This is a genomic window from Gordonia polyisoprenivorans (genome assembly GCF_017654315.1).
Classification (GTDB): Bacteria; Actinomycetota; Actinomycetes; order Mycobacteriales; family Mycobacteriaceae; genus Gordonia; species Gordonia polyisoprenivorans_A.
In genome coordinates this window covers 4,026,682-4,050,680 of record NZ_CP072203.1, presented here as the reverse complement: position 1 = coordinate 4,050,680, position 23,999 = coordinate 4,026,682, and the positions used below count along the sequence as shown (strand labels likewise).

At 68.0% G+C, this 23,999-nt stretch carries 26 protein-coding genes; 22 read left to right on the top strand and 4 right to left on the bottom strand.

Annotated elements, in window-relative coordinates:
- Positions 1-8: 8 nt before the first annotated feature.
- From J6U32_RS18290 to J6U32_RS18280, 3 genes are all read left to right on the top strand, one after another.
- Complete coding sequence (locus J6U32_RS18290; protein WP_208796193.1) at positions 9-269, top strand: hypothetical protein; 261 nt, start codon at positions 9-11, stop codon at positions 267-269.
- Positions 266-889 (top strand): DUF2567 domain-containing protein, encoded by a 624-nt coding sequence (locus tag J6U32_RS18285; RefSeq protein WP_208791566.1) that lies wholly within the window; start codon positions 266-268, stop codon positions 887-889. The genes J6U32_RS18290 and J6U32_RS18285 overlap by 4 nt, the downstream gene beginning before the upstream one ends.
- Positions 890-1,044: 155 nt before the next feature.
- On the top strand, positions 1,045-1,761 hold the full coding sequence (locus J6U32_RS18280; protein WP_244332119.1) for an NUDIX hydrolase: 717 nt from the start codon (positions 1,045-1,047) through the stop codon (positions 1,759-1,761).
- 43 nt (positions 1,762-1,804) lie between these two features.
- Here J6U32_RS18280 and J6U32_RS18275 read toward each other — a convergent pair whose 3' ends face one another.
- Positions 1,805-2,263 (bottom strand): response regulator transcription factor, encoded by a 459-nt coding sequence (locus J6U32_RS18275; RefSeq protein WP_208791565.1) that lies wholly within the window; start codon positions 2,261-2,263, stop codon positions 1,805-1,807.
- Positions 2,264-2,524: 261 nt separating this feature from the next.
- On the opposite strand from J6U32_RS18275, the gene nadA reads away from it, so the two are divergent.
- Complete coding sequence (gene nadA, locus J6U32_RS18270) at positions 2,525-3,586, top strand: quinolinate synthase NadA (protein WP_208791564.1); 1,062 nt, start codon at positions 2,525-2,527, stop codon at positions 3,584-3,586.
- A 4-nt stretch (positions 3,587-3,590) separates the two neighbouring features.
- Positions 3,591-4,490 carry a carboxylating nicotinate-nucleotide diphosphorylase gene (gene nadC / locus J6U32_RS18265; RefSeq protein WP_208791563.1) on the top strand — a complete coding sequence of 300 codons (900 nt, stop codon included), beginning with the start codon at positions 3,591-3,593 and terminating at the stop codon, positions 4,488-4,490.
- 91 nt (positions 4,491-4,581) lie between these two features.
- On the opposite strand, the gene J6U32_RS18260 is transcribed toward nadC, so the two are convergent.
- Entirely contained in the window at positions 4,582-5,469 is an 888-nt protein-coding gene (locus tag J6U32_RS18260; protein ID WP_208791562.1) for an alpha/beta fold hydrolase, read from the bottom strand.
- A gap of 257 nt (positions 5,470-5,726) precedes the next feature.
- Here J6U32_RS18260 and J6U32_RS18255 point away from each other — a divergent pair, with 257 nt between their 5' ends.
- A complete protein-coding gene (locus tag J6U32_RS18255) occupies positions 5,727-6,500 on the top strand; it encodes an SDR family NAD(P)-dependent oxidoreductase (RefSeq protein ID WP_208791561.1) in 774 nt (257 codons plus the stop codon).
- A gap of 10 nt (positions 6,501-6,510) precedes the next feature.
- Here J6U32_RS18255 and J6U32_RS18250 read toward each other — a convergent pair whose 3' ends face one another.
- Positions 6,511-8,037 (bottom strand): glycosyltransferase family 39 protein, encoded by a 1,527-nt coding sequence (locus J6U32_RS18250; protein ID WP_244332117.1) that lies wholly within the window; start codon positions 8,035-8,037, stop codon positions 6,511-6,513.
- A 178-nt stretch (positions 8,038-8,215) separates the two neighbouring features.
- Complete coding sequence (locus J6U32_RS18245) at positions 8,216-9,244, bottom strand: alpha/beta hydrolase (protein ID WP_208791560.1); 1,029 nt, start codon at positions 9,242-9,244, stop codon at positions 8,216-8,218.
- A gap of 245 nt (positions 9,245-9,489) precedes the next feature.
- Between J6U32_RS18245 and hisD the strand changes: the two genes are divergently transcribed.
- The 16 genes from hisD to lgt all read left to right on the top strand — a co-directional run bounded on the left by hisD (position 9,490) and on the right by lgt (position 23,912).
- Complete coding sequence (gene hisD / locus J6U32_RS18240; protein WP_208791559.1) at positions 9,490-10,830, top strand: histidinol dehydrogenase; 1,341 nt, start codon at positions 9,490-9,492, stop codon at positions 10,828-10,830.
- Positions 10,831-10,910: 80 nt separating this feature from the next.
- Positions 10,911-12,062 carry a histidinol-phosphate transaminase gene (locus tag J6U32_RS18235; RefSeq protein WP_208791558.1) on the top strand — a complete coding sequence of 384 codons (1,152 nt, stop codon included), beginning with the start codon at positions 10,911-10,913 and terminating at the stop codon, positions 12,060-12,062.
- The gene (gene hisB, locus J6U32_RS18230; protein ID WP_208791557.1) at positions 12,063-12,713 is read left to right on the top strand and encodes an imidazoleglycerol-phosphate dehydratase HisB; all 651 of its coding nucleotides are present in this window, start codon (positions 12,063-12,065) and stop codon (positions 12,711-12,713) included.
- On the top strand, positions 12,710-13,351 hold the full coding sequence (gene hisH, locus J6U32_RS18225; RefSeq protein ID WP_208791556.1) for an imidazole glycerol phosphate synthase subunit HisH: 642 nt from the start codon (positions 12,710-12,712) through the stop codon (positions 13,349-13,351). The genes hisB and hisH overlap by 4 nt, the downstream gene beginning before the upstream one ends.
- Positions 13,348-13,620, top strand: coding sequence for a hypothetical protein (locus J6U32_RS18220; RefSeq protein ID WP_006371438.1), 273 nt, complete (start codon positions 13,348-13,350; stop codon positions 13,618-13,620). Before hisH ends, J6U32_RS18220 begins: the two co-directional genes overlap by 4 nt.
- Positions 13,621-13,638: 18 nt before the next feature.
- A complete protein-coding gene (gene priA, locus J6U32_RS18215; RefSeq protein WP_208791555.1) occupies positions 13,639-14,382 on the top strand; it encodes a bifunctional 1-(5-phosphoribosyl)-5-((5-phosphoribosylamino)methylideneamino)imidazole-4-carboxamide isomerase/phosphoribosylanthranilate isomerase PriA in 744 nt (247 codons plus the stop codon).
- Positions 14,379-15,230 (top strand): inositol monophosphatase family protein, encoded by an 852-nt coding sequence (locus J6U32_RS18210; protein ID WP_208791554.1) that lies wholly within the window; start codon positions 14,379-14,381, stop codon positions 15,228-15,230. Before priA ends, J6U32_RS18210 begins: the two co-directional genes overlap by 4 nt.
- Positions 15,227-16,075 carry an imidazole glycerol phosphate synthase subunit HisF gene (gene hisF / locus J6U32_RS18205; RefSeq protein ID WP_208791553.1) on the top strand — a complete coding sequence of 283 codons (849 nt, stop codon included), beginning with the start codon at positions 15,227-15,229 and terminating at the stop codon, positions 16,073-16,075. Before J6U32_RS18210 ends, hisF begins: the two co-directional genes overlap by 4 nt.
- A gap of 4 nt (positions 16,076-16,079) precedes the next feature.
- Positions 16,080-16,445 carry a phosphoribosyl-AMP cyclohydrolase gene (gene hisI, locus J6U32_RS18200; RefSeq protein WP_208791552.1) on the top strand — a complete coding sequence of 122 codons (366 nt, stop codon included), beginning with the start codon at positions 16,080-16,082 and terminating at the stop codon, positions 16,443-16,445.
- Between the two features lie 52 nt (positions 16,446-16,497).
- Positions 16,498-16,677, top strand: a complete 180-nt coding sequence (locus J6U32_RS18195) for a tautomerase family protein (RefSeq protein ID WP_006371433.1) — start codon at positions 16,498-16,500, stop codon at positions 16,675-16,677.
- Positions 16,674-18,260, top strand: coding sequence for an anthranilate synthase component I (locus J6U32_RS18190; protein WP_208791551.1), 1,587 nt, complete (start codon positions 16,674-16,676; stop codon positions 18,258-18,260). The genes J6U32_RS18195 and J6U32_RS18190 overlap by 4 nt, the downstream gene beginning before the upstream one ends.
- A complete protein-coding gene (locus J6U32_RS18185; RefSeq protein WP_208791550.1) occupies positions 18,253-19,017 on the top strand; it encodes a TIGR02234 family membrane protein in 765 nt (254 codons plus the stop codon). Before J6U32_RS18190 ends, J6U32_RS18185 begins: the two co-directional genes overlap by 8 nt.
- A 110-nt stretch (positions 19,018-19,127) precedes the next feature.
- The gene (trpC, locus tag J6U32_RS18180) at positions 19,128-19,946 is read left to right on the top strand and encodes an indole-3-glycerol phosphate synthase TrpC (RefSeq protein WP_006371430.1); all 819 of its coding nucleotides are present in this window, start codon (positions 19,128-19,130) and stop codon (positions 19,944-19,946) included.
- Positions 19,947-20,005: 59 nt separating this feature from the next.
- Entirely contained in the window at positions 20,006-21,400 is a 1,395-nt protein-coding gene (trpB, locus tag J6U32_RS18175) for a tryptophan synthase subunit beta (protein WP_208791549.1), read from the top strand.
- A complete protein-coding gene (trpA, locus tag J6U32_RS18170) occupies positions 21,397-22,218 on the top strand; it encodes a tryptophan synthase subunit alpha (protein ID WP_208791548.1) in 822 nt (273 codons plus the stop codon). Before trpB ends, trpA begins: the two co-directional genes overlap by 4 nt.
- A gap of 74 nt (positions 22,219-22,292) precedes the next feature.
- Complete coding sequence (lgt, locus tag J6U32_RS18165) at positions 22,293-23,912, top strand: prolipoprotein diacylglyceryl transferase (RefSeq protein ID WP_208791547.1); 1,620 nt, start codon at positions 22,293-22,295, stop codon at positions 23,910-23,912.
- Positions 23,913-23,999 lie beyond the last annotated feature (87 nt).

The window sequence follows — 23,999 nt, the reverse complement described above, 5'->3', positions numbered from 1 at the left end:
GTGGTGCGATGACAACAAGCGTGATCTCCGGTGCGGTGCCGATCCCGGGCCCGCTGGATCAGCCGTGCCGGTACGGCGTGTACACCGGGATCGAGGTGGAGATCGAGTCGGCCGACGCGATACCGCCCGCGGCCCGGCTCGGACTCGAGCCACCCCGCTTCTGCGGGCAGTGTGGGCGGCGCATGATCGTGCAGGTCCGCCCGGACGGATGGGATGCGAGATGCTCGCGGCACGGCCGCGTCGACTCCTCCGAACTGGGTCACCGATGACCGCGCCGGGGCCGGTGTCCGCCGGACCCCGCAGGCGCCTCGCGCACCGCACCCCGGCGACCCTGGCGGCGTGCGCAGCGGTGATCGGAGTGCTCGGGGTGGTCGCCGGCGCCCTGTGGGCCGTGATCACACCGTCGATGAGCGCGCTGAAAGCCGCGCATCAGGTGTATCCGATCGACAGCATCGCCGGTGTCTCGGCATTCGCCTTCGTCATGCTCGGGTACGGCGCGCTGGCCGGTGTGCTCGGGTGGCTGGTGGCCCCGGGTTGGCGCGGACTCCCCGGGTACGCCACCGTCTTCCTCGCCACGGTGCTCGGGTCGGGCATCGCGGGATGGTCCGGGACGCTGATCGCGGCGCGTCGCTTCACCGACCCCGACTCGGTCGCGGTAGGTGCCCTCTTCCGTGCCGTCCCGCAACTGTGGCTCGACGGCGCCACCCGCGGAACCCCCAGTGGTCCATGGGCATTGGCGATCTGTGCGCCGCTCGCGGCCACGGTCGTCTATCTCGTGTTCGCCCTGGCGAATCGCCACGGCGATCTCGGCGTCGGGGATGCGCCGCCTGAACTCGTGACGCCGCAACCGGTTCCCGCGCAGCCCGGACCACCGGCCCCGCCCGCGTAGTTCGCCGCCGGCGCTCGTCATCTCGCCGACAGCGCCCGTCACCACCCCGACAGCGCTCGTCATCTCGCCGACGGCGCTCGTCATGACGCCGACGGCGCCCGTCACCTCGCCGACGGCGCCCGTCATGACGCCGAAGCACCCCTACAATCGACGCCATGCCATCAGCCGCACGCGCCGAGGACTCCGCCGAGGCGTCCGTCTCGCCGTTGCGTGTCGAGGTCTTGACCGCGGTATTCCAGGTCCGCGACATCGATGACGCCGCGCCGGAACTCTGTGTGCTCCTGGTGCGCGGCGAGGGATCGACCTGGTGTCTGCCCGGCGGCCGGGTCGGTGCCGAGGACACCCTGGAAACCTGCGCACGGCTGGTCGTCGCCGACATGGTCGACATCGACACTCTCGCGCACCTCGAACAGCTTTCGGTATTCTCCGCGCCGCATCGCGTGCCGGGTATCCGCACCATCGCGTCGACGTACCTCGGACTCGTACCCAGCGATGCGCGCACCACCTCGCCTGATCGAGCCGACTGGCATCGCGTGGACGCGCTCCCCGAACTCGCCTTCGATCACGGCTCGATCATCACCAAGGCTCGCCACCGGCTGGCCGCGAAGCTCTCTTACACCAACATTGCTTTCGCGTTGGCGCCGAGCCGATTCCCGATGTCGGAACTCTCCGAGATCTACGGCGCCGCCCTCGGCTACCGGGTCGACACCACCAATCTCCTGCGCATCCTCAGTCGCCGCGGTGTCGTCGTCGCCACCGGCACCCTGGGCCGGACGGGCCGGTCGGGGGGACGGCCACCGGCGTTGTATGCCTTCGCCGACAACGAACTCCGCGTCACCGATGAATTCGCCACCCTCAAGCCACCCATGTGAACTTCACGGTTGTGGGCTCTTCCGGCTGCTGTCCGCGGCCGCCTCAGAGCTCGTCGAGCACGACCAGCCCGTCCTGGATGGCGCGGGCCACCAGCGATGCCTTGGTGCGTGCGGTGCGTCCGGCCTGCGCGTACTTGCTGCGAATCCTGGCCAGGTGGGTGTTGACGGTGCCCACCGAGATGTTCAGATCGGCCGCTGCCTCCGACTTGGAGTCCACCAGCAGCCAGGTACGCAACACCTCGACCTCTCGGCACGTCAGGGGGACGGCGGGATACTGCCGTGTGTCGGCCGGTTCGGGTGCGGGGACGGGGCGCAACGCCGCCGGTTGTGGCATCGGGGCGACGACACGACGCGCGGCGAGACGTTCGAGCGCCTCCTGACGGCGGCGAACCGCCTGCAGGGGAGTGGAGTAGGCCCGGCGAACCGGCATCACCGGGCGCGGCGCGGCGATTGGGACGATCGGGGTCCGGGAATCTCCGGCGGGGGTCAGGCTTGCGGTCATTGGGGTCAGGCCTCCTGTGAACATGCAGGTGAGGGAATGTGCGGCGACGCAGTACGGACGCTACGGACGACGAGTCTCCGGCAAACGCGTAGTGGACTACTTGGAATGCGCTTGGAACTACTCGCGTGCGACGGAATGTCCCCGCGGGGGCCGGTGTTACGATGATCACCAGGTTTTCGATCAGTAGTCGAAAACCGGTCTCGGAGCACAGCCCGTGCCGCGAGCAGCAATGCCCGAGCGGCATGAAGGACGGAGTGGCAGATGAGCATCACCAGCGACCGCATCGCCGTGGGCGACACCACGCCGGCACTGATCGACGCCCGGTGGGTGGACGGTCCCGGGGGATACACCGGTGTCGAACCGACAGCGGAGTGGGCCGAGGAGATCCGTCGCCTCGCACGGGCCCGCAACGCGACTCTTCTCGCCCACAATTACGAGTTGCCGGCCATCCAGGACGTCGCCGACCATGTCGGCGATTCGCTGGCCCTCTCGCGTATCGCCGCGGAGGTCGATTCCGACGAGATCGTCTTCTGTGGCGTGCATTTCATGGCCGAGACCGCGAAGATCCTGAGCCCCGACAAGCGTGTGCTCATCCCCGACGCCCGCGCCGGTTGTTCGCTGGCGGACTCGATCACCGCCGACGACCTGCGTGTGTGGAAGGACGATTTCCCCGACGCCGTCGTGGTTTCGTACGTGAACACCACCGCCGAGGTCAAAGGACTCACCGACATCTGCTGCACCTCGTCGAACGCCGTCGACGTGGTGGCCTCGATCGATCCCGATCGTGACGTGCTCTTCCTGCCCGATCAGTTCCTCGGCGCTCACGTCAAGCGCGAAACCGGCCGCGACAACATCCACATCTGGGCCGGCGAATGCCACGTGCACGCTGGGATCAACGGCGACGAGCTGACCGCGCAGGCCAACGCCCACCCCGACGCCGACCTGTTCATCCACCCCGAATGTGGTTGCGCCACATCGGCGTTGTATCTCGCGGGTGAGGGCGCGGTCGGCGACGACCGGGTCAAGATCCTCTCCACCGGCGGCATGATCGACGCGGCCCGCGCGACCGGCGCCAAGCAGGTCCTCGTGGCCACCGAGATCGGCATGCTGCACCAGCTGCGAAAGGCCGCTCCCGGCATCGATTTCCAGGCCGTCAACGACCGCGCTTCGTGCCCGTACATGAAGATGATCACCCCGGCGGCGCTGCTGCGCGCATTGCGGGAGGGTCGCGACGAGGTGTTCGTCGCCGACGATGTCGCCGAGCGTGCACGCCGCAGCGTCGAGCGGATGATCGCGATCGGTAATCCGGGCTCGGGGGAGTAATACGATGAGCGCCACCTTCGTCGGGCAGGAAACGGCCACGGGCCGAGACGAACTCGAGATCACCGACGAGATCCGGTCGCTCATCCGCTCCGCACTCGACGAGGACCTGCGCTACGGGCCCGACGTGACCACCTCCGCCACGGTGCCACCGCAGGCAACCACCGACGCCGCGATCGTGTCCCGCCAACACGGCGTCGTCGCCGGAATCCCGGTGGCGCAGGCCGTGTTCGACGCGGTCATCGGCGCAGGCGCATACACGGTGACCGAGATCGTTCCCGACGGCACGCGAGTGGCGCCCGGCGACACCGTCCTTGCCGTACACGCGCCGACCGCGGCTCTGCTCACCGCGGAGCGCACCTGTTTGAACCTGCTATGCCACCTGTCGGGGATCGCCACGGCAACAGCGGCGTGGGTCGACGCGGTCGCCGGAACCGACGTCAAGATCCGGGATTCTCGGAAGACGTTGCCCGGCATGCGGTCTCTGCAGAAGTATGCCGTCCGCGCCGGTGGTGGTGTCAACCACCGGATGGGTCTGGGTGACGCCGCACTGATCAAGGACAACCATGTCGCCGCAGCCGGGTCGGTCCGCGCCGCGCTGGAGGCCGTGCGTGCTGCCGCACCGGATCTGCCGGTGGAGGTCGAGGTCGATTCGCTCGAACAGTTCGACGAGGTCCTCGAGTTGTCGCCGCAACTGGTACTCCTCGACAATTTCGAGCCCTGGGCCACCCAGATCGCGGTGCAACGCCGCAATTCTCGGTCGCCGCAGACCAAGTTGGAGAGTTCCGGTGGCCTGTCGCTCGACGTGGCCGGCGAATACGCCCGCACCGGTGTCGACTATCTCGCCGTGGGGGCGCTCACCCACTCGGTGACCGTGCTCGATCTCGGATTGGACATCGCCACCTGAGACGATCGCCACCTGAGACGAGCGGCGGCCGTGACGATCGGCAACCGAGGCGAACATCGACAGCGATACTCACCTCGGTTGCCGGGCGGCGTCACGATGTCGTTGTGCCCCCGAAGAAGTCGAGCAGCAGAGCCGAGGTCTGCTCCGGACGGTGGGCGGGGATCCAGTGGCCGACATGAGACAGCTGCTCGTAGCGCCACGGTCCGGTGACATACCGTGCCGAGTCGGTCATCTGGCGTTCGGTCAGGGCCATCTCGTCCTCTCCCCACACGCCCATCACCGGACAGGCGACGGGTGGGAGATCGGCCAGCGCGTACCAGTCGTTGTCGGCGAATTCGGCCGGTGTCAGGTTGGCCCGGTAGTAGTTGAGTCCGGCGCTCAGTGCGCCGTCGCGTTCGAGGTCGGTGAGTTGCCGATCGAGATCGGGGTCCGAGGAGCGTTGCGCACCGTCGTAGGCCCACTCGCGGAACCACTCCCAATCGTTGACCGGGAGTGCCGATTCCGCGACGCCGGGTGTCTGCCACCACAGGATGTACCAGGCCAGCTGCTTCTGCGGGAATCCGGCGCCGGCATACGCCCGCGGGTGGCCGACGGAGAACGCGGCGAGCTTGGTGACCCGATCGGGGAGGCTGGCGGCAAGGACCCAACCGATGAGCGAACCCCAGTCGTGCGCGGCCACGCTGAACTCGCCGACACCGAGGTGATCGAGGAGTCCGATGATGTCGTCGAGCAAGGTCGGTGCCGCGTAGGCCGACGGATCTGCCGGCCGGCTGCTGTCGCCGAACCCGCGCAGGTCGGGCGCGATGACGCGATAGCCGGCCTCACGCAGATCGCGGATCTGGGTTCGCCACATGGTTGCTCGATCCGGAAAACCATGGAGCAGAAGGACAGTGGGGCCTTCGCCGACGTCGATGACGCTGAGTGTCACCTCACCGATCTCGATCGGGGTGGCCGCGATGTCGGCTGTGTCGATGGACATGGTCGTTGTCTCCTGTGACTGGCGGCCGACGATCGGCCTGGGTGGACGGATGAATCGGGTGAAACGATCCCGTGACGACGGGTCGCGCCATCGCTGTGGCAGGTGTCACTACGGTCACATCTGAGTTGGCTCGGTCATATTCCACGAAAGTGCTATTTGTGCTGCCCCCGTCGGGGAATGTCCAACGCGCATGTCGCTCCTTACGGTGTGGGGAGCATCACATGCGTGGTGTTAACAACTGACTGAGGAGGACAACGATGTCGCGGTTCGAAGGCAAGGTCGCGCTGGTCACAGGCGGGGCTTCGGGTATCGGCGCTGCGGTCGGCCGAAAACTCGTCGACGAGGGGGCCTCCGTGGTTCTGCTCGATCTCAACGCCGACGGCGTCGCGTCGGTGGCGACAAGCCTCGGCGACACCGCCGTCGGGGTGGCCGGCAACGTGGCACAGGAGGACGACGTCGCCGGTGCTGTCGCACTCGCCGTCGAGCGGTTCGGCCAACTCGACATCGCATTCAACATCGCCGGTATCGCGCGGATCGGCACCATCGTGGACGGGCCTACGTCGGACTGGGACGCCACGATCGATGTCGTGCTCAAGAGCACCTACCTGGTCACTCGACATGCTGCACGAGCGATCCGCGACGGTGGTCGCGGTGGCGCCATCGTCAACGTGTCGTCGCTCAACGCCCATGTGCCGCTGTACGGAGGCAGCTCGTACGCCGCCGCCAAGGCGGGGGTCGAGAGTTTCACCAAGAACGCCGCCCTGGAGCTCGGAGCCGACGGAATCCGCGTCAACGCCGTCCTACCGGGGCTTGTCGACACGCCGATGACCGCACCGTTCCTCGGTATCGAGTCGGTGGCCACGGACTACCTGAATCGGATTGTGATGAACCGGGCGGGCACACCCGAGGAGATCGCCGATGCCTGTCTTTATCTGGCCGGCGACCAGGCGAGCTACATCAACGGCACCAGTCTCGTCGTCGACGGCGGCTGGGAGATCACCAACTACCCCGACCTGAAGGCCTTCACCTGACATCACGGGGTCAGCGGGTCGGGACGAATTCGATCACCTGGAGGTCCTTCCCGGTGAACCTGCCCGACTCGCGAAACCCGTTCGCTCGCAGACTGTCCGACGGAGCCGACGCATTCTCCCGATCGGTGAGCACCCATACCCGCGGGCAACCTTGCGCACGCTGACCGGTCGTGTCCATGGGCAGTGACCGGTCCCAGAGTGCACCGCGATCGAGGGACGACTCCACAGTGTCATCGAGCATGATGTCTCGTCCGCGGGCGAATCCCTGCGGATAGCCCTCGGCGATGTAGCGCGACGTGCCGTCGGCGTGCGCGACATCGCCCTGGACGAGACAATCTTGGGCCGCCAGGTGGTCGGCGAGATACCGTGTGGCCGAACGGTAGTCGATACCGTACGGCTTCGACAGTGGTGTGTGCAGATACGCGACGGTCGGTAGGGCCAGGACGACGTAGGCCGCTGTCCAGACGGCCACCATCGGCACCCCGGCCCGGATTCGGTTGTCGGCGAGACGAATCACACCCGCCGCGAGCAGCAGCGCCACCGCGGGTGCGACGAACCACAGGTACCGCGTCACGAATGACGGGCTGATCAGGGAATACAGGCCCAGGAGAATCGGTGGCGCGATCAGCCACGGCCACGCGACCGCCGCCAGGGTCAGGCCGGGCGGTGGCTTCCGTGTCACGACGGAGTCCCGGTGCGCGCGTGCGCGGGCGATGCCGACAATCGTGCATACCCCCACGACCAGGGCCAAGACCGTCAATTGCGGTGCGTTGGGAAAGGCGATGTCGTTGACGCGCAGCACCGGGTTGTAGTGGTAGTCGCCGATCCAGGCGACCTGACCGGATTGGTCGGCGACCGCGAGCACGAGCGGGGAGACGACGATCACCGCGGCAACCATGCACGCCAGCACGATGAGGATCGCGCGACGAGTCGATCGCGAGATCAGCACACTGAGCGCGTGGGCGGCCATCAGCGGGGCACTCAGGACCGAGAAGGCCATACTCGCCACCAGCAGCACACCATAGGTCAGTGCCGCCGGCCACCAGCGCCGACCGTCCAGGATCGCGCGTACCAGCGTGACCAACGCGACCGTGGCCCACACCGCGGCCGCAACGGTGAAGGCGTACGGGCGGGCCTCCGTCGCGGTCTGGACGGTGCTCGGCAGGAATGCGAAGAACACCGCTGCGACGAGTGCCGTTGTCGGCCCCGCCAGCCGACGGGCGAGCACATGGATTCCGGCGCCGGCTAGGCCGATGGCCATCACACCGGGTAGGCGGGTCCACAACTCGGTGTCCGGGACGAGGCGCAGCCACCCGTCCATGAACCAGTAGTAGGCGCCGTGGACAGCGTCGACGTTGCCGAGGAGCCGCATCAATTCTGCGGGTGTGCGCCGCGCCGCGCCGAGCGTGGCCATCTCGTCGTACCAGAATTGCGGAATCCAGGAACCGACGAAGGACACCAGTGCCGCGAGCGCGCCCGCGGCCACCGCTGCAGATGTTTCAGAAGAATGTCGGCCCGAAATGTGGGTCACGTTCATGACCCTCCACGTAATCACATCTCGTGCCGTGCTTCTCGGACCGCACCGCCGAGGTCGGCGACAACACGCGCGGGCTGCGCAATGGCAATGTGGTGATTTCCATCCGGAATTCGGAAAAATGCGGAAATCATGCGCCAAATGAAGGCCGCGGATCAGCAAAATCTGCGACGGTGACGGCTCACGCCCCGATCGCGCGCCCGATCACCGGCCACGAGGCGCGCAGATCCGCGGCGAACACGCCCCAGGAGTGCGATCCCAGTGGGCGTGCCGAGAATGTGTGCGCAATCCCCAAGGCGGTCAACCGATTCGACATGGCCGCAGTGCACACTCGTGTGTACGCCTCGATCTGACCACCGCCGGCAAGCCCGCCGAGGGTCTCTGCCGGGCCGCCGTCGATCGGACCGGGCATGCCGGTGGCCGCCGACAGGAACACCGCTTTTCCGCGCAACTTGCCCGCATTGACGATCGGGTCATTTGTCACCCAGTCGGGCCCGCCCGGCGGTCCCCACATGTTGAGCACGTTGCCGCCGCCGCGGGTGACCACGGCGGTCACCGCGCCAACGCCGAGCAGATCGGTGGTCCCGGGACACCCGCTGTAGGACGCCACGGCGCGATACAAGTCGGGAGCCGATTCGGCGATCGCCAGCGCCGGACCGCCCGACATCGACACCCCGGTGATCGCGTTGATCCCGTTGGTGTGGAAGGCGCGGTTGACGATCGGCGGGAGTTCTCGTGTCAGAAAGGTTCGCCACTTGTTGCGGCCCAGGACCGGATCGTCGTGCTGCCAGTCGGTGAACATCGACGCGTGACCTCCGACGGGGAAGACGGCCGTCACGGCCTTGCCTGCGAAGAAGGCACGGGCGCCGCCGTTGTTGATCCAGGAGATCCCGTCCTCGCCGCCACCGAGTCCGGGCAGCATGTAGACGGCGGGTCCCGCAGGTCGTCCGGGCGGGTGCAGCACCTGGCTGGTGATCACCCTGCCCATCGACGACGAGTACACCTCGAGCACCGACTCGGTCGGGGAGACGTCGCGGACGGCGACGAGGTGTGCGGCCTCCGCGCGAGCCGGCATCTGCGCACCGACGGCTGCGCTCAGCAGCACCATCACCGCGATGATCCCGAGACGGCGGGCCCACGAGGCCATGGTGAGTCCGGCACGGTGTGGTTCGGCTCCGGGTTGTCGCGGTCCGGGTCGTCGAGTTGTCATCCACGTGCTCCGTTCGCCATTCGAGTGGTTCCCGACGCATCTCTGTGAGGTCGCTGTGAGCATATCCGTGACGAGTGGGGCCAGTGTTACTCATGGTGCGAGTTTGTTAGAGGTGCGTAATGAATCCGAGTCCTTGCATCCGCAAGGTTCGGGCGGCTCGCTCCGATGAGGTGCAGGTGAAATCCGCTCGCCTCGTGCCCGTATCCTGGATGGGTCATTTCCTCCAGTCACGCCAGGAGAGATCCATGCTCGCCCGAACCGACCTGCGCGGTAGCACGCCGACGCTTGCCGAACTGCGTCGCGCGTTGCCCCGTGGGGGCACCGACGTCAACGCCGTTCTCGACACGGTGGGGCCGGTGGTTCATGCCGTCGCCGAGCGCGGCACGGCAGCGGCACTGGAGTACGGGGAGCGCTTCGACGGTGTACGTCCCGCGTCGGTGCGGGTGCCGTCATCGGTCATCGGTGACGCACTCGCGGCGCTGGATCCGGCGGTGGCCGACGCCTTGCGTGAGTCGATCTCCCGCGCGCGGGCGGTGCACGCCGATCAGCGCAGGCAGACCTCGCGGACGCAGGTCGTCGACGGTGGTGTGGTCAGTGAGAAGTGGATTCCGGTGCGGCGCGTCGGTCTGTACGTGCCCGGCGGCAATGCCGTGTATCCCTCGTCGGTGATCATGAACGTCGTTCCGGCGCAGGAGGCCGGTGTGGGGTCGCTGGTGGTGGCCTCGCCGCCGCAGAAGGACTTCGGCGGGTGGCCGCATCCGACGATTCTCGCTGCGTGCGCGTTGCTCGGGGTCGACGAGGTGTGGGCGGTCGGCGGAGCGCAGGGCGTTGCCTTGTTGACCTACGGCGGAACCGACACCGACGCCGCCGATGCACCCGGCGCGGTTCTGGATCCGGTGGACCTCATCACCGGACCGGGGAACATCTACGTGACGGCGGCCAAGCGTTTGTGCCGCGGGGTCGTGGGTATCGACTCCGAGGCCGGCCCGACCGAGATCGCGATTCTCGCGGATGCCACGGCGAGGCCCGAACTCGTTGCCGCGGACCTCATCTCGCAGGCCGAGCACGATGTCCTGGCCGCCTCGGTGCTCGTCACCGACAGCGTCGACCTCGCCGATGCCGTCGATGCGGCCCTTGAGAATCAGGTGGCACAGACCAAACACCGCGAACGGGTGGCAACCGCCTTGGCGGGCAAGCAATCCGGTGTGGTGCTGGTCGACGATCTCGAGGCGGGACTGGCGGTGGTCGACGCCTACGCCGCCGAGCATCTCGAAATCCAGACGCGCGACGCGGCCGCGGTTGCCGATCGTGTGCACAATGCGGGCGCGATCTTCGTCGGTAACTACGCGCCGGTCAGCCTCGGTGACTACTGTGCGGGTTCCAATCACGTTCTGCCGACCTCGGGTTCGGCGCGCTTCGCGTCGGGGTTGTCGGTACAGACCTTCCTCAAGGGCGTCCACGTCATCGACTACGACGAGGCCGCACTGCGTGATGTCGCCGACAAGGTCGTCACCCTGGCGCAGGCCGAAGACCTTCCGGCACACGGGGATGCGATCACCCGGCGCTTCATGGAGGACGCGCGGTGACCGCGGAGAGTGCCGGCGCCGGGAGCGTAGCGAGCGGGCCGAATGTACGCGGCGCCGGGAGCGTAGCGAGCGGGCCGAGTGTGCCCGGCGCCGGGAGCGTAGCGAGCGGGCCGATTGTTCCCGGCGCGTCGATCTCGGTCGACGAGTTGCCGTTGCGGGACACCCTTCGTGGGAAGAGTGCTTATGGGGCACCGCAGTTGACGGTGCCGGTGGTGCTCAACACCAATGAGAACCCGCATCCGCCGTCGGCGGCGTTGATCGCCGATGTCGCCGAGTCGGTCCGGGTCGCCGCGGCCGAGTTGCATCGATACCCCGACCGGGATGCGGTCGCGCTGCGTACCGAGTTGGCCGAGTATCTCAGCCGCGCCACCGGGGTTCGGTTGTCGGTCGAGAACCTCTGGGCGGCAAATGGTTCCAATGAGATCCTGCAGCAGCTGTTGCAGGCCTTCGGCGGGCCGGGGCGGACAGCGTTGGGTTTCGTGCCCAGCTATTCGATGCATCCGATCATCTCCGACGGCACCACCACCACGTGGCTGGAGGCCAAGCGCAACGCCGATTTCTCACTCGACGTCGATTACGCGATCGGTGAGGTCGCCGCGCGTCGCCCCGACGTCGTGTTCCTCACCTCGCCCAACAACCCGACAGGTGCATCGATCCCGAATGCCGGGTTGCGCGCCATCGTCGACGCCGCGCCGGGTATCGTCATCGTCGACGAGGCGTACGGCGAGTTCTCCGAGCAACCCAGTGCGACCGAATTGATCGAGGAGTTCCCGGCGAAGGTCGTCGTGAGTCGCACGATGAGCAAGGCGTTCGCCTTTGCCGGTGGACGGCTCGGGTATCTGGCCGCGTCGCCGGCGATCGTCGAGGCCCTGCAACTGGTTCGGTTGCCCTATCACCTGTCGGTGCTGACCCAGGCGTCCGCGCGGGCGGCGCTGCGCCACGGCGACGAGACCTTGTCGGGGGTCGCCACGATCATCGCCGAACGCAAGCGCGTCGTCGCCGAGCTCGCCGCGGCAGGTTTCGAGGTGGTCGATTCCGACGCCAACTTCGTGCTGTTCGGACGGTTCGCCGACGCCTCGGCGTCGTGGCAGCGTTACCTCGACGACGGGGTCCTCATCCGTGACGTCGGGATTCCTGCCTACCTGCGGGTGACGGTCGGTCTGCGCGGCGAGAACGATGTCTTCCTCGAGGTCAGTCGACGCCTGGCCGCAACCGATCTGGAGAATGGCTGAGTGAGTACCACACAGGAGTCGAGCGCCACCGGGACCGCGGGGGCCCGTATCGGCAAGGGCGAGCGCACCACCAAGGAGTCGTCGATCGCCGTCGAGATCGACCTCGACGGCACCGGTCGCACCGACATCTCCACCGGCATCGCGTTCTTCGATCACATGCTGACCGCGTTCGGTGCGCATGGCAGCTTCGATCTGACGGTCAAGGCGACCGGTGATGTCGAGGTCGAGGGTCACCACACCATCGAGGACACCGCGATCGTCCTCGGTCAGGCGCTGGGGCAGGCGCTCGGGGACAAGAAGGGCATCCGTCGCTTCGGTGACTGCTACATCCCGATGGACGAGACCCTCGCCCACGCGGTCGTCGACGTGTCGGGCCGGCCGTACTGCGTGCACACCGGCGAGCCGGAGCATCTGCTGACCGCGGTCATCGGCGGCTACCCGGGCGTCCCGTATTCGACGATCATCAACCGACACGTCTTCGAGTCGATCGCGCTGAATGCCCGTATCGCGCTGCATGTTCGGGTGCTCTACGGACGCGATCAGCACCACATCACCGAGGCGGAGTACAAAGCGGTCGCCCGGGCGTTGCGCGAGGCCACCGAGGCCGACCCGCGGGTGACCGGGGTGCCCTCGACGAAGGGTGCTCTATGAGCGGGCCCGACGTCGTCGTCCTCGATTACGGGTCGGGGAATCTGCGGTCGGCGCAGCGGGCACTGGAGCGGGCCGGAGCCCAGGTGACCGTGTCGGCCGACTTCGACACCGCCCTGAACGCGACCGGTTTGGTCGTCCCGGGGGTCGGGGCCTTCGCGGCATGCATGGAGGGACTGCGCGCGGTGAAGGGTGACCGGATCATCGGCCGCCGCCTCGCCGGCGGACGTCCGGTCCTCGGCATCTGCGTGGGCATGCAGATCCTGTTCGAGCACGGCGTCGAATTCGGGGAGGAAGCCGACGGATGCGGTGAGTGGCCCGGTTCGATCACCCGGCTGCCCGCACCGGTGCTGCCGCACATGGGATGGAACACCGTCGACGCGCCAGAGGACTCGGTGCTGTTCGCCGGGCTCGACGCCGACACCCGCTTCTACTTCGTGCACTCCTATGCCGCGCAGTCGTGGGAGATGGACAACGACGGCACCGCACTGCGCGCACCGCGGCTGACCTGGGCCGACTACGGTGGGAAATTCCTCGCCGCGGTCGAGAACGGTCCACTGAGCGCCACCCAGTTCCATCCGGAGAAATCCGGCGACGCCGGGGCGCATCTGCTGGCCAACTGGATCAGGGCCCTCTCATGACCGATTCGGGTGCCGGCGGCGATCCGGAGTACCGCTTCTCCTACGGTCGATTCGTCCTGTTCGTCCTCGGCGCAGGTGTCATCGTGCTGGTGATCTGCATCCCGGTGGTGCTGGCGCTGGCCAAATGGAATGCGATCGCCGGGCTGGTCGCGTCGCTGGTCAGCATCGTGCTGATGATCACGGCGATCGGCATCACCTCCAAACGCTTGATCGGCAAGGCCGAACGCGCGCTGCGCGCCCAGCACCGCAGCAATCCCCCGACCTCCTGAAAGGACCCGCGCAACCCCATGGGAACAACCCTCGAACTGCTTCCGGCCGTCGATGTCGCCGATGGTCAGGCGGTGCGCCTGGTCCAGGGTGCCGCCGGTACCGAAACCTCCTACGGTTCACCGCGTGAGGCCGCGCTGGCCTGGCAGAAGGACGGCGCGGAGTGGATTCACCTCGTCGACCTCGACGCCGCCTTCGGGCGGGGCAACAACCGTGACCTGCTCGCCGAGGTCGTCGGCGAACTCGACGTGAAGGTCGAACTGTCCGGCGGCATCCGCGACGACGAGTCGCTCGAGGCCGCACTGGCCACCGGCTGTACACGGGTGAATCTGGGTACCGCCGCGCTGGAGAATCCGCAGTGGTGCGCCACGGCGATCGAGCGATTCGGCGACCGGATCGCCGTCGGACTCGACGTCATCCGGGAAGGCTCGTCGTACCGGTTGCGCGGGCGCGGCTGGGTGACCGACGGCGGTGATCTGTGGGAGGTGCTCGAACGCCTCAACGGCGACGGATGCGCCCGCTATGTCGTCACCGACGTCTCCAAGGACGGCACGCTGGGCGGCCCGAATCTCGACCTGCTCGCCGAGGTCGCCGCGGCCACCGATGCGCCGATCGTCGCCTCCGGCGGGGTGTCGGCGCTCGACGACCTCGTGGCGATCGCCGGTCTGGTGGAGCAGGGCGTGGAGGGGGCGATCGTGGGTAAGGCGCTCTACGCCGGGCGGTTCACCCTGCCCGAGGCATTGACGGCGGTCGGCGGCCGGTGACCGCGGGCGCCGACCTGGATCTGTCCCGACTGCTCGAGGTGGCCGGGGGAGTCCTCGACGGGGTCAGCGACGACTTCATCGCCGGTCTGGGAGCGCCGAGCGCGGTCCGCAAGGGTGCCACCGACTTCGCCACCCAGGTCGATCTCGATCTCGAACGCCGGATCGTCGGCGAGCTGACCGACCTGACCGGCATCGGGGTGCACGGTGAGGAATTCGGCGGCCCTCCGGTCGACGAGGGTGTGGTCTGGGTTCTCGATCCGGTCGACGGCACCTACAACTATTCCGCCGGGATGCCGCTGACGGGCATCCTGCTCGCGCTGCTCGTCGACGGCGAGAGCGTGTTGGGTCTGACGTGGATGCCGTTGTCGCGGCAGCGTTTCGCCGGACACCTCGACTCGCCGTTGCTGTGCAACGGTGAGCCGGTGACCCCTTCCGGCGCAACGTCGTTGGCGCAGTGCGCGATCGGCTTCGGACCGTTCAACGTCGGGCACGGCGGCCGATATCCGGGCGCTCGCCGCGCCGACCTGATCCGGGCGCTGTCCGCGCGGGTGGCCCGGCTGCGGATGACCGGCAGCACCGGGGTCGACATGGCCTACGCGGCGTCGGGGACCTTCGGCGGGTCGATCGCCTTCGGTCGTCACCCGTGGGACAACGCTGCCGGGGCGGCGCTGGTTCGTGCCGCCGGTGGCGTGGCCACCGATCTGTCCGGACGGCGGTGGACCGTCGATTCGCCCTCGTTGGTGGCCGGATCGCCGGGGATTCATTCGGAACTGATGGACGTTGTGTACGAGGTGATCGGTGACGAGTGGTCCACCGATGCGGCCCGACCCGAGGAGACCGACCGATGACTTTGGCCGTGCGTGTGATCCCGTGCCTCGACGTCGACAACGGACGCGTCGTCAAGGGCGTCAACTTCGCGAACCTGCGTGATGCCGGTGATCCGGTGGAACTCGCGGCGCGCTACGACGCGGAGGGTGCCGACGAATTGACCTTCCTCGACGTCACCGCGTCGAGTTCGGGGCGCGCCACGATGATCGACGTCGTCGGGCGCACCGCCGAGCAGATCTTCATCCCGCTGACCGTCGGTGGCGGTATCCGCACTGTCGCCGACGTCGACACGATGCTGCGGGCCGGCGCCGACAAGGTCAGCGTCAACACCTCGGCGATCGCCCGGCCCGAGGTGCTCGAGGAGATGAGCAGGCGTTTCGGTTCGCAGTGCATCGTGCTGTCGGTCGATGCGCGCACCGTGCCCGACGGTGAGCAGCCCACCCCGTCCGGTTGGGAGGTCACCACGCACGGCGGACGCCGTGGTACCGGCATCGACGCGGTCGAATGGGCAAGGCGCGGACAAGAACTCGGCGTCGGGGAGATCCTGTTGAACTCGATGGATGCCGACGGCACCAAGCAGGGCTTCGATCTGCGCATGCTGACTGCGGTCCGTGCGGCCGTCGAGGTACCGGTGATCGCCAGCGGTGGCGCGGGGGCCGTCGAGCATTTCGCGCCCGCGGTCGCGGCGGGCGCCGACGCGGTGCTCGCGGCCTCGGTGTTCCACTTCGGCCAACTGACCATCGGTGAGGTCAAGGAGTCGATGGCCGCCGCCGGGATCACCGTGCGGACCGCACGCGACACTCCGGTGCGGAACGCACGCGACACTCCTGGGCGGACCGCACGCGACACCCCGATGGAGGTGTGAGGCGATGGCTCTCGATCCCGAGTTGGCGGGTCGGCTGACCCACAATGCCGACGGGCTGTTCAGCGCCGTCGCCCAGGAGCGCGAGACCGGCACCGTGCTGATGGTGGCGTGGATGGACGACACCGCACTCGAACGCACCCTGGCCACACGGCGCGCGACCTACTTTTCGCGGTCCCGTCAGGAGTACTGGGTGAAGGGCGAGACCAGCGGTCACACCCAGTATGTGCACGACGTCCGGCTCGACTGCGATGGCGACACGGTGTTGTTGATCGTCGATCAGGTGGGGGCGGCCTGCCACACGGGTAATCACAGTTGCTTCGACACGCCGTCGTTGCCGTTCGCCCAACCCGACGCGACCGGCGCGGGCTGATGCCTGGGAGAATCGGGGCGGACACTCTTTTGACGAAAGGTGGCGACCAGTCATGCCATTGATCCAGATCTCGCAGACCCCCGGGCTCTCGGACCGGGTGAAGCGCGAGACCATCGCGGCGGTGACCGAGGCGTACGCGCGGGCCACCGGCAAGAGCCCGGATTCGGTGTGGGTCACCATCAACGAGATCCCGCGTACCCAGTGGGGCGTGGGCGGCGAGCCCCTGGGATGAGTACGCCCGCGATGAGCACCTCCACGCACGATCATGCGGCGGGTTCGGCGACGACGAGCCTGGCCGAGTTCCTGGATCTGGCTGCCGACCATCGTGTCGTGCCGGTCACCCGCAAGGTCCTCGCCGACTCGGAGACGCCGCTGTCGGCCTACCGCAAGCTCGCCGGCGACCGCGAGGGCACGTTCTTGCTCGAGTCCGCCGAGAACGGGCGGAGTTGGTCGCGGTGGTCGTTCATCGGCGCGGGAGCGCCGTCGGCGCTGACGGTTGTCGACGGCAAGGCCAGCTGGTGGGGGACGGTGCCGTCGGGCGCACCGGTCGACGGTGACCCGCTGACGGTGCTGGCCGAGTCACTACGCCTGCTGGCCACCGATCCGTTGCCGGGCATGCCGCCACTGACCGGCGGGTTCGTCGGGTTCATGGCCTATGACATGGTGCGCCGGCTCGAACGGCTACCCGAGACCACCACCGACGATCTGCACCTGCCGGATCTGATGATGTTGTTGGCGACCGATCTGGCCGCGGTCGATCATCACGAGGGCACCATCACCCTGATCGCCAACGCCGTCAACTGGGATGGTTCCGACGAGCGTGCCGAGGAGGCCTACGCCGACGCCGTTGCCCGGCTGGACCGGATGACGCAGGCCCTCGCCGCGCCGGCCCCGTCGACGGTGTCGCATTTCGACCGGCCGGACCCCGACTATCGGGTGCAGCGCAGCCGCGAGGAGTACCACGAGATCGTGCGCGACCTCGTCGGCGAGATCGAGGCGGGCGAGGCATTCCAGGTGGTGCCGTCAATGCGGTTCGAGATGGACACCGCCGCCGACCCGATCGACGTGTACCGGGTGCTGCGGGCGTCCAATCCGAGCCCGTACATGTATCTGCTGCGTATCCCGGGAATCGAGTCGGACCCGTTCACGGTCGTCGGGTCGAGTCCCGAGGCGCTGGTGACCGTGCAGGACGGCTGGGCGACGACCCATCCCATCGCCGGTACCCGATGGCGTGGGGCGACCGAGGAGGAGGATCAACTGCTCGGGAAGGACCTGATCGCCGACGAGAAGGAGAATGCCGAGCACCTGATGCTCGTCGATCTCGGACGGAATGATCTCGGTCGGGTCTGTCGGCCCGGCACCGTGAAGGTGAGCGATTACCGACACATCGAGCGGTACAGCCACGTCATGCACCTGGTGTCGACGGTGTCGGGGGAGTTGCGTGAGGACAAGCACGCCCTGGACGCGGTGACGGCGTGCTTCCCGGCGGGGACGCTCACCGGCGCGCCGAAGGTGCGGGCGATGGAGCTCATCGACACCCACGAACGGACGCGGCGCGGCCTGTACGGCGGCATCGTCGGCTACCTCGACTTCGCCGGCAACGCCGACACCGCGATCGCCATCCGCACCGCGTTGATCAAGGACGGCACCGCCTATGTGCAGGCCGGCGGCGGTGTCGTGGCCGACAGCGATCCCGACTATGAGTACAACGAGGCCCGCAACAAGGCGACCGCGGTGCTCAATGCGGTTGCCGCCGCCTCGACGATGCGTCGGGTCTCCGGCGGCGCTGCCGAAGGTGGGCCGACAAGTGAGTGAGCAGACCCCCGATCCGACGACATCCGACGCCGCCGACCCCGCCCGCCGGTCCCGGCGGATCAAGGTGATCGCCGCGATCCTGATGGCGTTGGGTGCATTGGCATTCTGGTCGGCCTCGCGCGTGACGTGGGCGACCGTCTACGCCGGTGACGGAATGTCGCCGGACCGATACATGCAGGTCAAGGGTGCCGACTGGAGTCCGTGGCTGACGCCGCTGGCGTTGGTGCTGCTCGCGGCGATCCTGGCGGCGTTCTCGCTGCGCGGGTGGGGATTGCGGATCGTGGCGGTCCTCGTCGCCGCGGGTGGGCTGCTGGCCGCGTTCCCGGCCCTGTCGCTGTTGACCAGCGGCTCGGACTCGCTGTACGCGGCTCGGGCGATCGACCTGTCGGATCGGTACATCGTGCGGTTGACCACCACCCACGGCTGGGTGTCGGCCATCGTGTTCGCGGGGACGGTGTGTTGTGTCGCGGCCGGTGTGCTGTTGCTGCGGTCGGCGTCGGGTGCGGGGATGTCGAGCAAGTATCGGACGCCTGCCGCGCGCCGTGACGAGCTCGAACGTGAGATCTTCGCCGAGCACGAGCGTCGCAAGGCGGCCGGCGATGCGGGGACCGATCCGGCCGGGGCTCCCACCGGCCAGAAGGGTCCGGACGCGGCGGACGCCGGCGGCGACGCCGCGCGCACAGAACCGCCGCACGTGAACGAACGCATGATGTGGGATGCCCTCGACACCGGGATCGACCCGACCGAACAGCGCTGATCTCTGCGGTGCTCGGCGTGACGTGGGTCTCGACGGACCCGCGCACGGGCCGTTGGGAACCCCGGTCTACCCTGGTGAGGGCAAGGAGCGTCGAAAGGGAACCAGCTGTCGTGAGCACGCCGAACGTCCTCGATTCGATCATCGAGGGAGTCAAGGCCGACGTCGCCGCGCGCGAAGCGGTCGTCGATTACGCGGCCGTCAAGGCGGCCTCGGTCCAGGCGCCCGACCCCAAGGACGTGATGGCCGCGTTCCAGCAGCCCGGCATCGGGGTGATCGCCGAGTGCAAGCGTGCCAGCCCGTCGAAGGGTGAGCTCGCCACCATCGCCGACCCCGCCGAACTTGCGCGTGCCTACGAGGACGGTGGTGCACGGATCATCAGTGTGCTCACCGAGGAGCGGCGGTTCCGCGGGTCGCTCGCCGATCTCGACGCCGTCCGCGCGGCCGTGAACATCCCGGTGCTGCGCAAGGATTTCATCGTCGGGCCGTACCAGATCCATGAAGCGCGCGCACATGGTGCCGACATGATCTTGCTGATCGTCGCCGCTCTGGAACAGAACGTGCTGGCCTCGTTGCTCGACCGCACCGAGAGTCTGGGCATGACCGCTCTCGTCGAGGTGCACACCGAGGAAGAGGCCAATCGCGCGTTGGAGGCGGGAGCCTCCGTGGTCGGCGTCAACAACCGCAATCTCAAGACCCTCGAGGTCGATCGCGACAACTTCTCCCGGATCGCTCCGGGCCTGCCCACCAAGGTGATTCGGGTCGCCGAGTCGGGTGTGCGCGGCACCGCCGACCTGCTGGCGTTCGCCGGCGCCGGCGCCGACGCGGTCCTGGTGGGTGAGGGGCTGGTCACCAGTGGCGACCCCCGTACCGCGGTGGCGGAGCTGGTAACCGCCGGCACCCACCCGTCCTGTCCGAAACCCGTTCGCTGACAATGGCATTCGGCTTCGGCCGAAGCCGCTGACGCGTATGTGAAGCAGTGAGGTGTCCTGTGACGACCCATCAGAGCAGCGGCACCGACGCCGCCCCGACCGTCCTGCCCACGGCCAGTCAGGGAGTGGCGACCCGCACCTCCCTCGAGCCCGACGCCGGCGGCCACTTCGGTGTCTACGGTGGGCGGCACGTCCCCGAGGCGTTGATGGCGGTCATCGACGAGGTGACCACCGCCTACGAGAAGATGCGCACCGACGACGACTACCTTGCCGAACTCGACCGGCTGCAACGTGACTACGTCGGTCGCCCCTCGCCGCTGTACGAGGCGACGCGGCTGTCCGACGATGCCGGCGGGGCGCGGGTGTTCCTCAAGCGGGAAGACCTGAACCACACCGGTTCCCACAAGATCAACAACGTGCTCGGTCAGTTGTTGCTGGCCCGCCGGATGGGCAAGTCGCGCATCATCGCCGAGACCGGTGCCGGTCAGCACGGGGTCGCCACCGCCACCGGCTGTGCCCTGTTCGGCATGGAATGCATCGTCTACATGGGTCGCGTCGACACCGAGCGTCAGGCGTTGAACGTGGCACGGATGCGTCTGCTCGGCGCGACGGTGATCGCGGTGGAGACCGGCTCGGCGACCCTCAAGGACGCGATCAACGAGGCGCTCCGCGACTGGGTTACCAACGCGCACAACACCTATTACTGTTTCGGTACCGCCGCGGGGCCGCATCCGTTCCCGATGCTGGTACGAGATCTGCAGCGCATCGTCGGACTCGAGGCCCGGGCGCAGATCCTCTCGCACGCCGGACGGCTGCCCGATGCGGTGGTGGCCTGCGTCGGCGGCGGATCGAACGCGATCGGGGTGTTCCACCCGTTCATCGACGACGCCGACGTACGGCTCGTCGGATACGAGGCCGCCGGTGACGGTGTCGAGACCGGCCGGCACGCGGCGACCTTCACCGGCGGTACACCGGGCGCCTTCCAGGGTGCCTTCTCCTACCTCCTGCAGGACGAGGACGGCCAAACCATCGAATCCCACTCCATCTCGGCGGGTTTGGACTACCCCGGGGTCGGTCCCGAGCACGCCTACCTCAAGGACATCGGCCGGGCCGAGTACCGGCCGATCACCGATACCGAGGCGATGAACGCGCTGGCGCTGCTGAGCCGGCGGGAAGGGATCATCCCGGCGATCGAGTCGGCGCACGCGGTGGCCGGTGCGTTGAAACTCGGCCACGAACTCGCGCGTACCTCACCGCGCGGGGCGCAGGCCGGTACCGAGGGTGCACCGATCATCGTCGTCAGCCTGTCCGGCCGCGGTGACAAGGACGTCGACACCGCCGCGGAATGGTTCCATCTGTTCGATCCGCCACCCTCGGAATCCGACGCCCAGGCCGGCTCGCATACGTCGTCCGAATCCGAAGCGGCCCAATCAGATCCGGGGGAGAGTCGATGACCGCGCCGACCGTCCGACACGCGGGAGCCTCCAAGCTCTCACCGGTCTTCACCCGCTGCCGTGAGCAGGGCCGCGCCGCGCTGATCGGCTATCTGCCCGTGGGCTACCCGACGGTGGCCGGCTCGGTGGAGTCGTTCACCACCATGGTCGAGGCCGGGTGCGACATCATCGAGGTCGGGGTGCCCTACTCGGATCCGGTGATGGACGGGCCGACGATCCAGGAAGCCGCCGATCTGGCACTGACCAACGGGGTGCGGGTGCGCGACGTGTTCACCGCAGTCCGGGCGATCACCGAGGCCGGTGGGCAGGCCGTCGTGATGAGTTACTGGAATCCCATCCTCGCCTACGGTGTCGAGCGGTTCTCCGCCGATCTCGCCGAAGCCGGAGGAGCCGGACTGATCACCCCCAACCTCATCCCCGAGGAGGGGCATGCGTGGCATGAGGCCTCCGATGCCCACGGGTTGGACCGCATCTATCTGGTCGCACCGTCGTCGACCCCGGAACGGCTGGCCTACACCATCGATGCGTGCCGCGGTTTCGTCTACGCGGCCTCCACCATGGGAGTGACCGGTGCTCGTACCGCGGTGTCGAACGCCGCCCCCGAACTCTGTGCGCGGATCCGTGAGTACTCCGACATCCCGATCGGGGTCGGTCTCGGTGTCCGCAGCGGCGAGCAGGCCGCGGAGATCGCCTCCTATGCCGACGGTGTCATCGTGGGTTCGGCCCTGTTGACCGCGGCGCAGGCCGGTCAGGCTCAGTTGCGAGATCTGGTTCGCGAACTCGCCGACGGCGTCGCCCATCCGAACCCGCCGAGGTGACCCGCGCGGGTGAGGTCCGATCGGACGAACCGACCGGGTGGTGCGATCGTGTGCCTCCGACGGTCGGTTAGGGTGTGACCGTGATCGCGCCGACGACGACGTTGCTCGCCTATATCCCCAGTCCGCCGCAGGGGGTCTGGCATCTCGGGCCGGTCCCGCTGCGGGCGTACGCGCTGTGCATCATCGTCGGCATCATCGTCGCGGTCTGGTGGGGTGATCGCCGCTGGATCGCACGCGGCGGCCAGCCCGGCGAGGTCCTCGACATCGCCATCTGGGCAGTGCCCTTCGGTCTGATCGGCGGCCGCATCTATCACGTCCTCACCGACTGGTCGATCTACTTCGGCGGCGGTGGCAAGTCCCCGATCGACGTCTTCAAGATCTGGGACGGTGGTCTCGGAATCTGGGGCGCGGTGATCCTCGGTGCCCTCGGCGCCTGGATCGGTGCGCGCCGTCACGGCATCCGGTTGCCCGCGTTCGGCGATGCCATCGCGCCCGCGATCCTGCTCGCCCAGGCGATCGGGCGGCTCGGCAACTATTTCAACCAGGAGCTCTACGGCCGGCCGACAACGGTGCCGTGGGGGTTGGAGATCTACGAGCGCACCAACGGCATCCAGACCGGCCCCAATCTGATCAACGGAACCTCGACCGGCCAGGTGTACGAGATCGTCCACCCGACCTTCTTGTACGAGTTGGTGTGGAATGTCCTGGTCGTTATCGCGCTCGTGGTGCTCGACCGACGATTCCGCATCGGCCACGGACGACTCTTCGCGCTGTACGTGGCCGGATACTGCGTCGGCCGATTCGTCGTCGAACTCCTGCGCTCGGATACCGCGTACACCTTCATCGCCGGCATTCGCATCAACGTCTTCACCTCCGCCCTGCTGTTCGTGTGCGCGGCGATCTACTTCGTCGTCGCCACCAAGGGCCGCGAGCGCGGTCTGGAGATGTACTACCCCGACCGTGCCGAGGAACTCGAAGCCCTTGGCGTCGTCGGCTACGTCGACGACCGTTACCCGGACCACGAACTCGACGCCGAACGCGAGCCCGACGACGAGCCGGACGAGGACGAGCCGTTCGACTCCGACGGCGAGATGACCGACGCAGGCGACGACAGCACCGCGACCGAGGTCATCGACAAGGGCATCGCCGAACACGACGAGGAAGCCGCCGTCGACCCGGAACTCGACGAAGACGTCGTCGCACCGGCCACTGCGGCCCCGTCCCCGTGGACGTCCCCCGACCCTGCCGCCGACGCCACCCCCGACAGCGCCCCCGATACCCCCGACAGCGCTCAGCCTGATGCCGACAGCGCCCCCGATACCCCCGACAGCGCTCAGCCTGATGCCGACAGCGCCCCCGATACTGCCGACAGCGCCCAGCCTGATGCCGACAGCGCTTCGGAGACCGCCGACAGCGCTCTCACCGACGCCGACAGCGCCGAGCCCGACGCCGACAGCGCTCAGCCTGATGCCGACAGCGCTCCCTCGGATGCCGACAGCGCCCAGCCCGACGCTGACAGCGCTCCCCCCGAGGCCGAGAGTGCCGAGCCCGACGCCCACAGCGCTCAGCCTGATGCCGACAGCGCTCCCGATACCGCCGACAGCGCTCAACCTGATGCCGACGGCGCTTCCCCCGACGAGGACAGCGCTCCCACCGCCCCCGACTCCGCCAAAGACACCCCACCCACCCGCTGACCGGCTTCGGGGGTCGAGCCGGCGAGGATCACCTCGCCATCGCGGGCACCCCGCTGGGTGGTCGGTTACAGTGGGATTTCACGGTTT

Bases quoted from the DNA above. Each gene is read 5' to 3' on its own strand.
- J6U32_RS18285 (WP_208791566.1), top strand. From the start codon at position 266: ATGACCGCGCCGGGGCCGGTGTCCGCCGGACCCCGCAGGCGCCTCGCG.
- J6U32_RS18220 (WP_006371438.1), top strand. From the start codon at position 13,348: ATGACCGATTCGGGTGCCGGCGGCGATCCGGAGTACCGCTTCTCCTAC.
- hisD (WP_208791559.1), top strand. From the start codon at position 9,490: ATGCTCGCCCGAACCGACCTGCGCGGTAGCACGCCGACGCTTGCCGAA.
- J6U32_RS18190 (WP_208791551.1), top strand. From the start codon at position 16,674: ATGAGTACGCCCGCGATGAGCACCTCCACGCACGATCATGCGGCGGGT.
- hisI (WP_208791552.1), top strand. From the start codon at position 16,080: ATGGCTCTCGATCCCGAGTTGGCGGGTCGGCTGACCCACAATGCCGAC.
- J6U32_RS18280 (WP_244332119.1), top strand. From the start codon at position 1,045: ATGCCATCAGCCGCACGCGCCGAGGACTCCGCCGAGGCGTCCGTCTCG.
- hisF (WP_208791553.1), top strand. From the start codon at position 15,227: ATGACTTTGGCCGTGCGTGTGATCCCGTGCCTCGACGTCGACAACGGA.
- J6U32_RS18245 (WP_208791560.1), bottom strand. From the start codon at position 9,244: ATGACAACTCGACGACCCGGACCGCGACAACCCGGAGCCGAACCACAC.
- J6U32_RS18260 (WP_208791562.1), bottom strand. From the start codon at position 5,469: ATGTCCATCGACACAGCCGACATCGCGGCCACCCCGATCGAGATCGGT.
- J6U32_RS18195 (WP_006371433.1), top strand. From the start codon at position 16,498: ATGCCATTGATCCAGATCTCGCAGACCCCCGGGCTCTCGGACCGGGTG.
- J6U32_RS18275 (WP_208791565.1), bottom strand. From the start codon at position 2,263: ATGACCGCAAGCCTGACCCCCGCCGGAGATTCCCGGACCCCGATCGTC.
- J6U32_RS18290 (WP_208796193.1), top strand. From the start codon at position 9: ATGACAACAAGCGTGATCTCCGGTGCGGTGCCGATCCCGGGCCCGCTG.
- J6U32_RS18250 (WP_244332117.1), bottom strand. From the start codon at position 8,037: ATGAACGTGACCCACATTTCGGGCCGACATTCTTCTGAAACATCTGCA.
- trpA (WP_208791548.1), top strand. From the start codon at position 21,397: ATGACCGCGCCGACCGTCCGACACGCGGGAGCCTCCAAGCTCTCACCG.
- J6U32_RS18255 (WP_208791561.1), top strand. From the start codon at position 5,727: ATGTCGCGGTTCGAAGGCAAGGTCGCGCTGGTCACAGGCGGGGCTTCG.
- hisH (WP_208791556.1), top strand. From the start codon at position 12,710: ATGAGCGGGCCCGACGTCGTCGTCCTCGATTACGGGTCGGGGAATCTG.
- nadC (WP_208791563.1), top strand. From the start codon at position 3,591: ATGAGCGCCACCTTCGTCGGGCAGGAAACGGCCACGGGCCGAGACGAA.
- priA (WP_208791555.1), top strand. From the start codon at position 13,639: ATGGGAACAACCCTCGAACTGCTTCCGGCCGTCGATGTCGCCGATGGT.
- nadA (WP_208791564.1), top strand. From the start codon at position 2,525: ATGAGCATCACCAGCGACCGCATCGCCGTGGGCGACACCACGCCGGCA.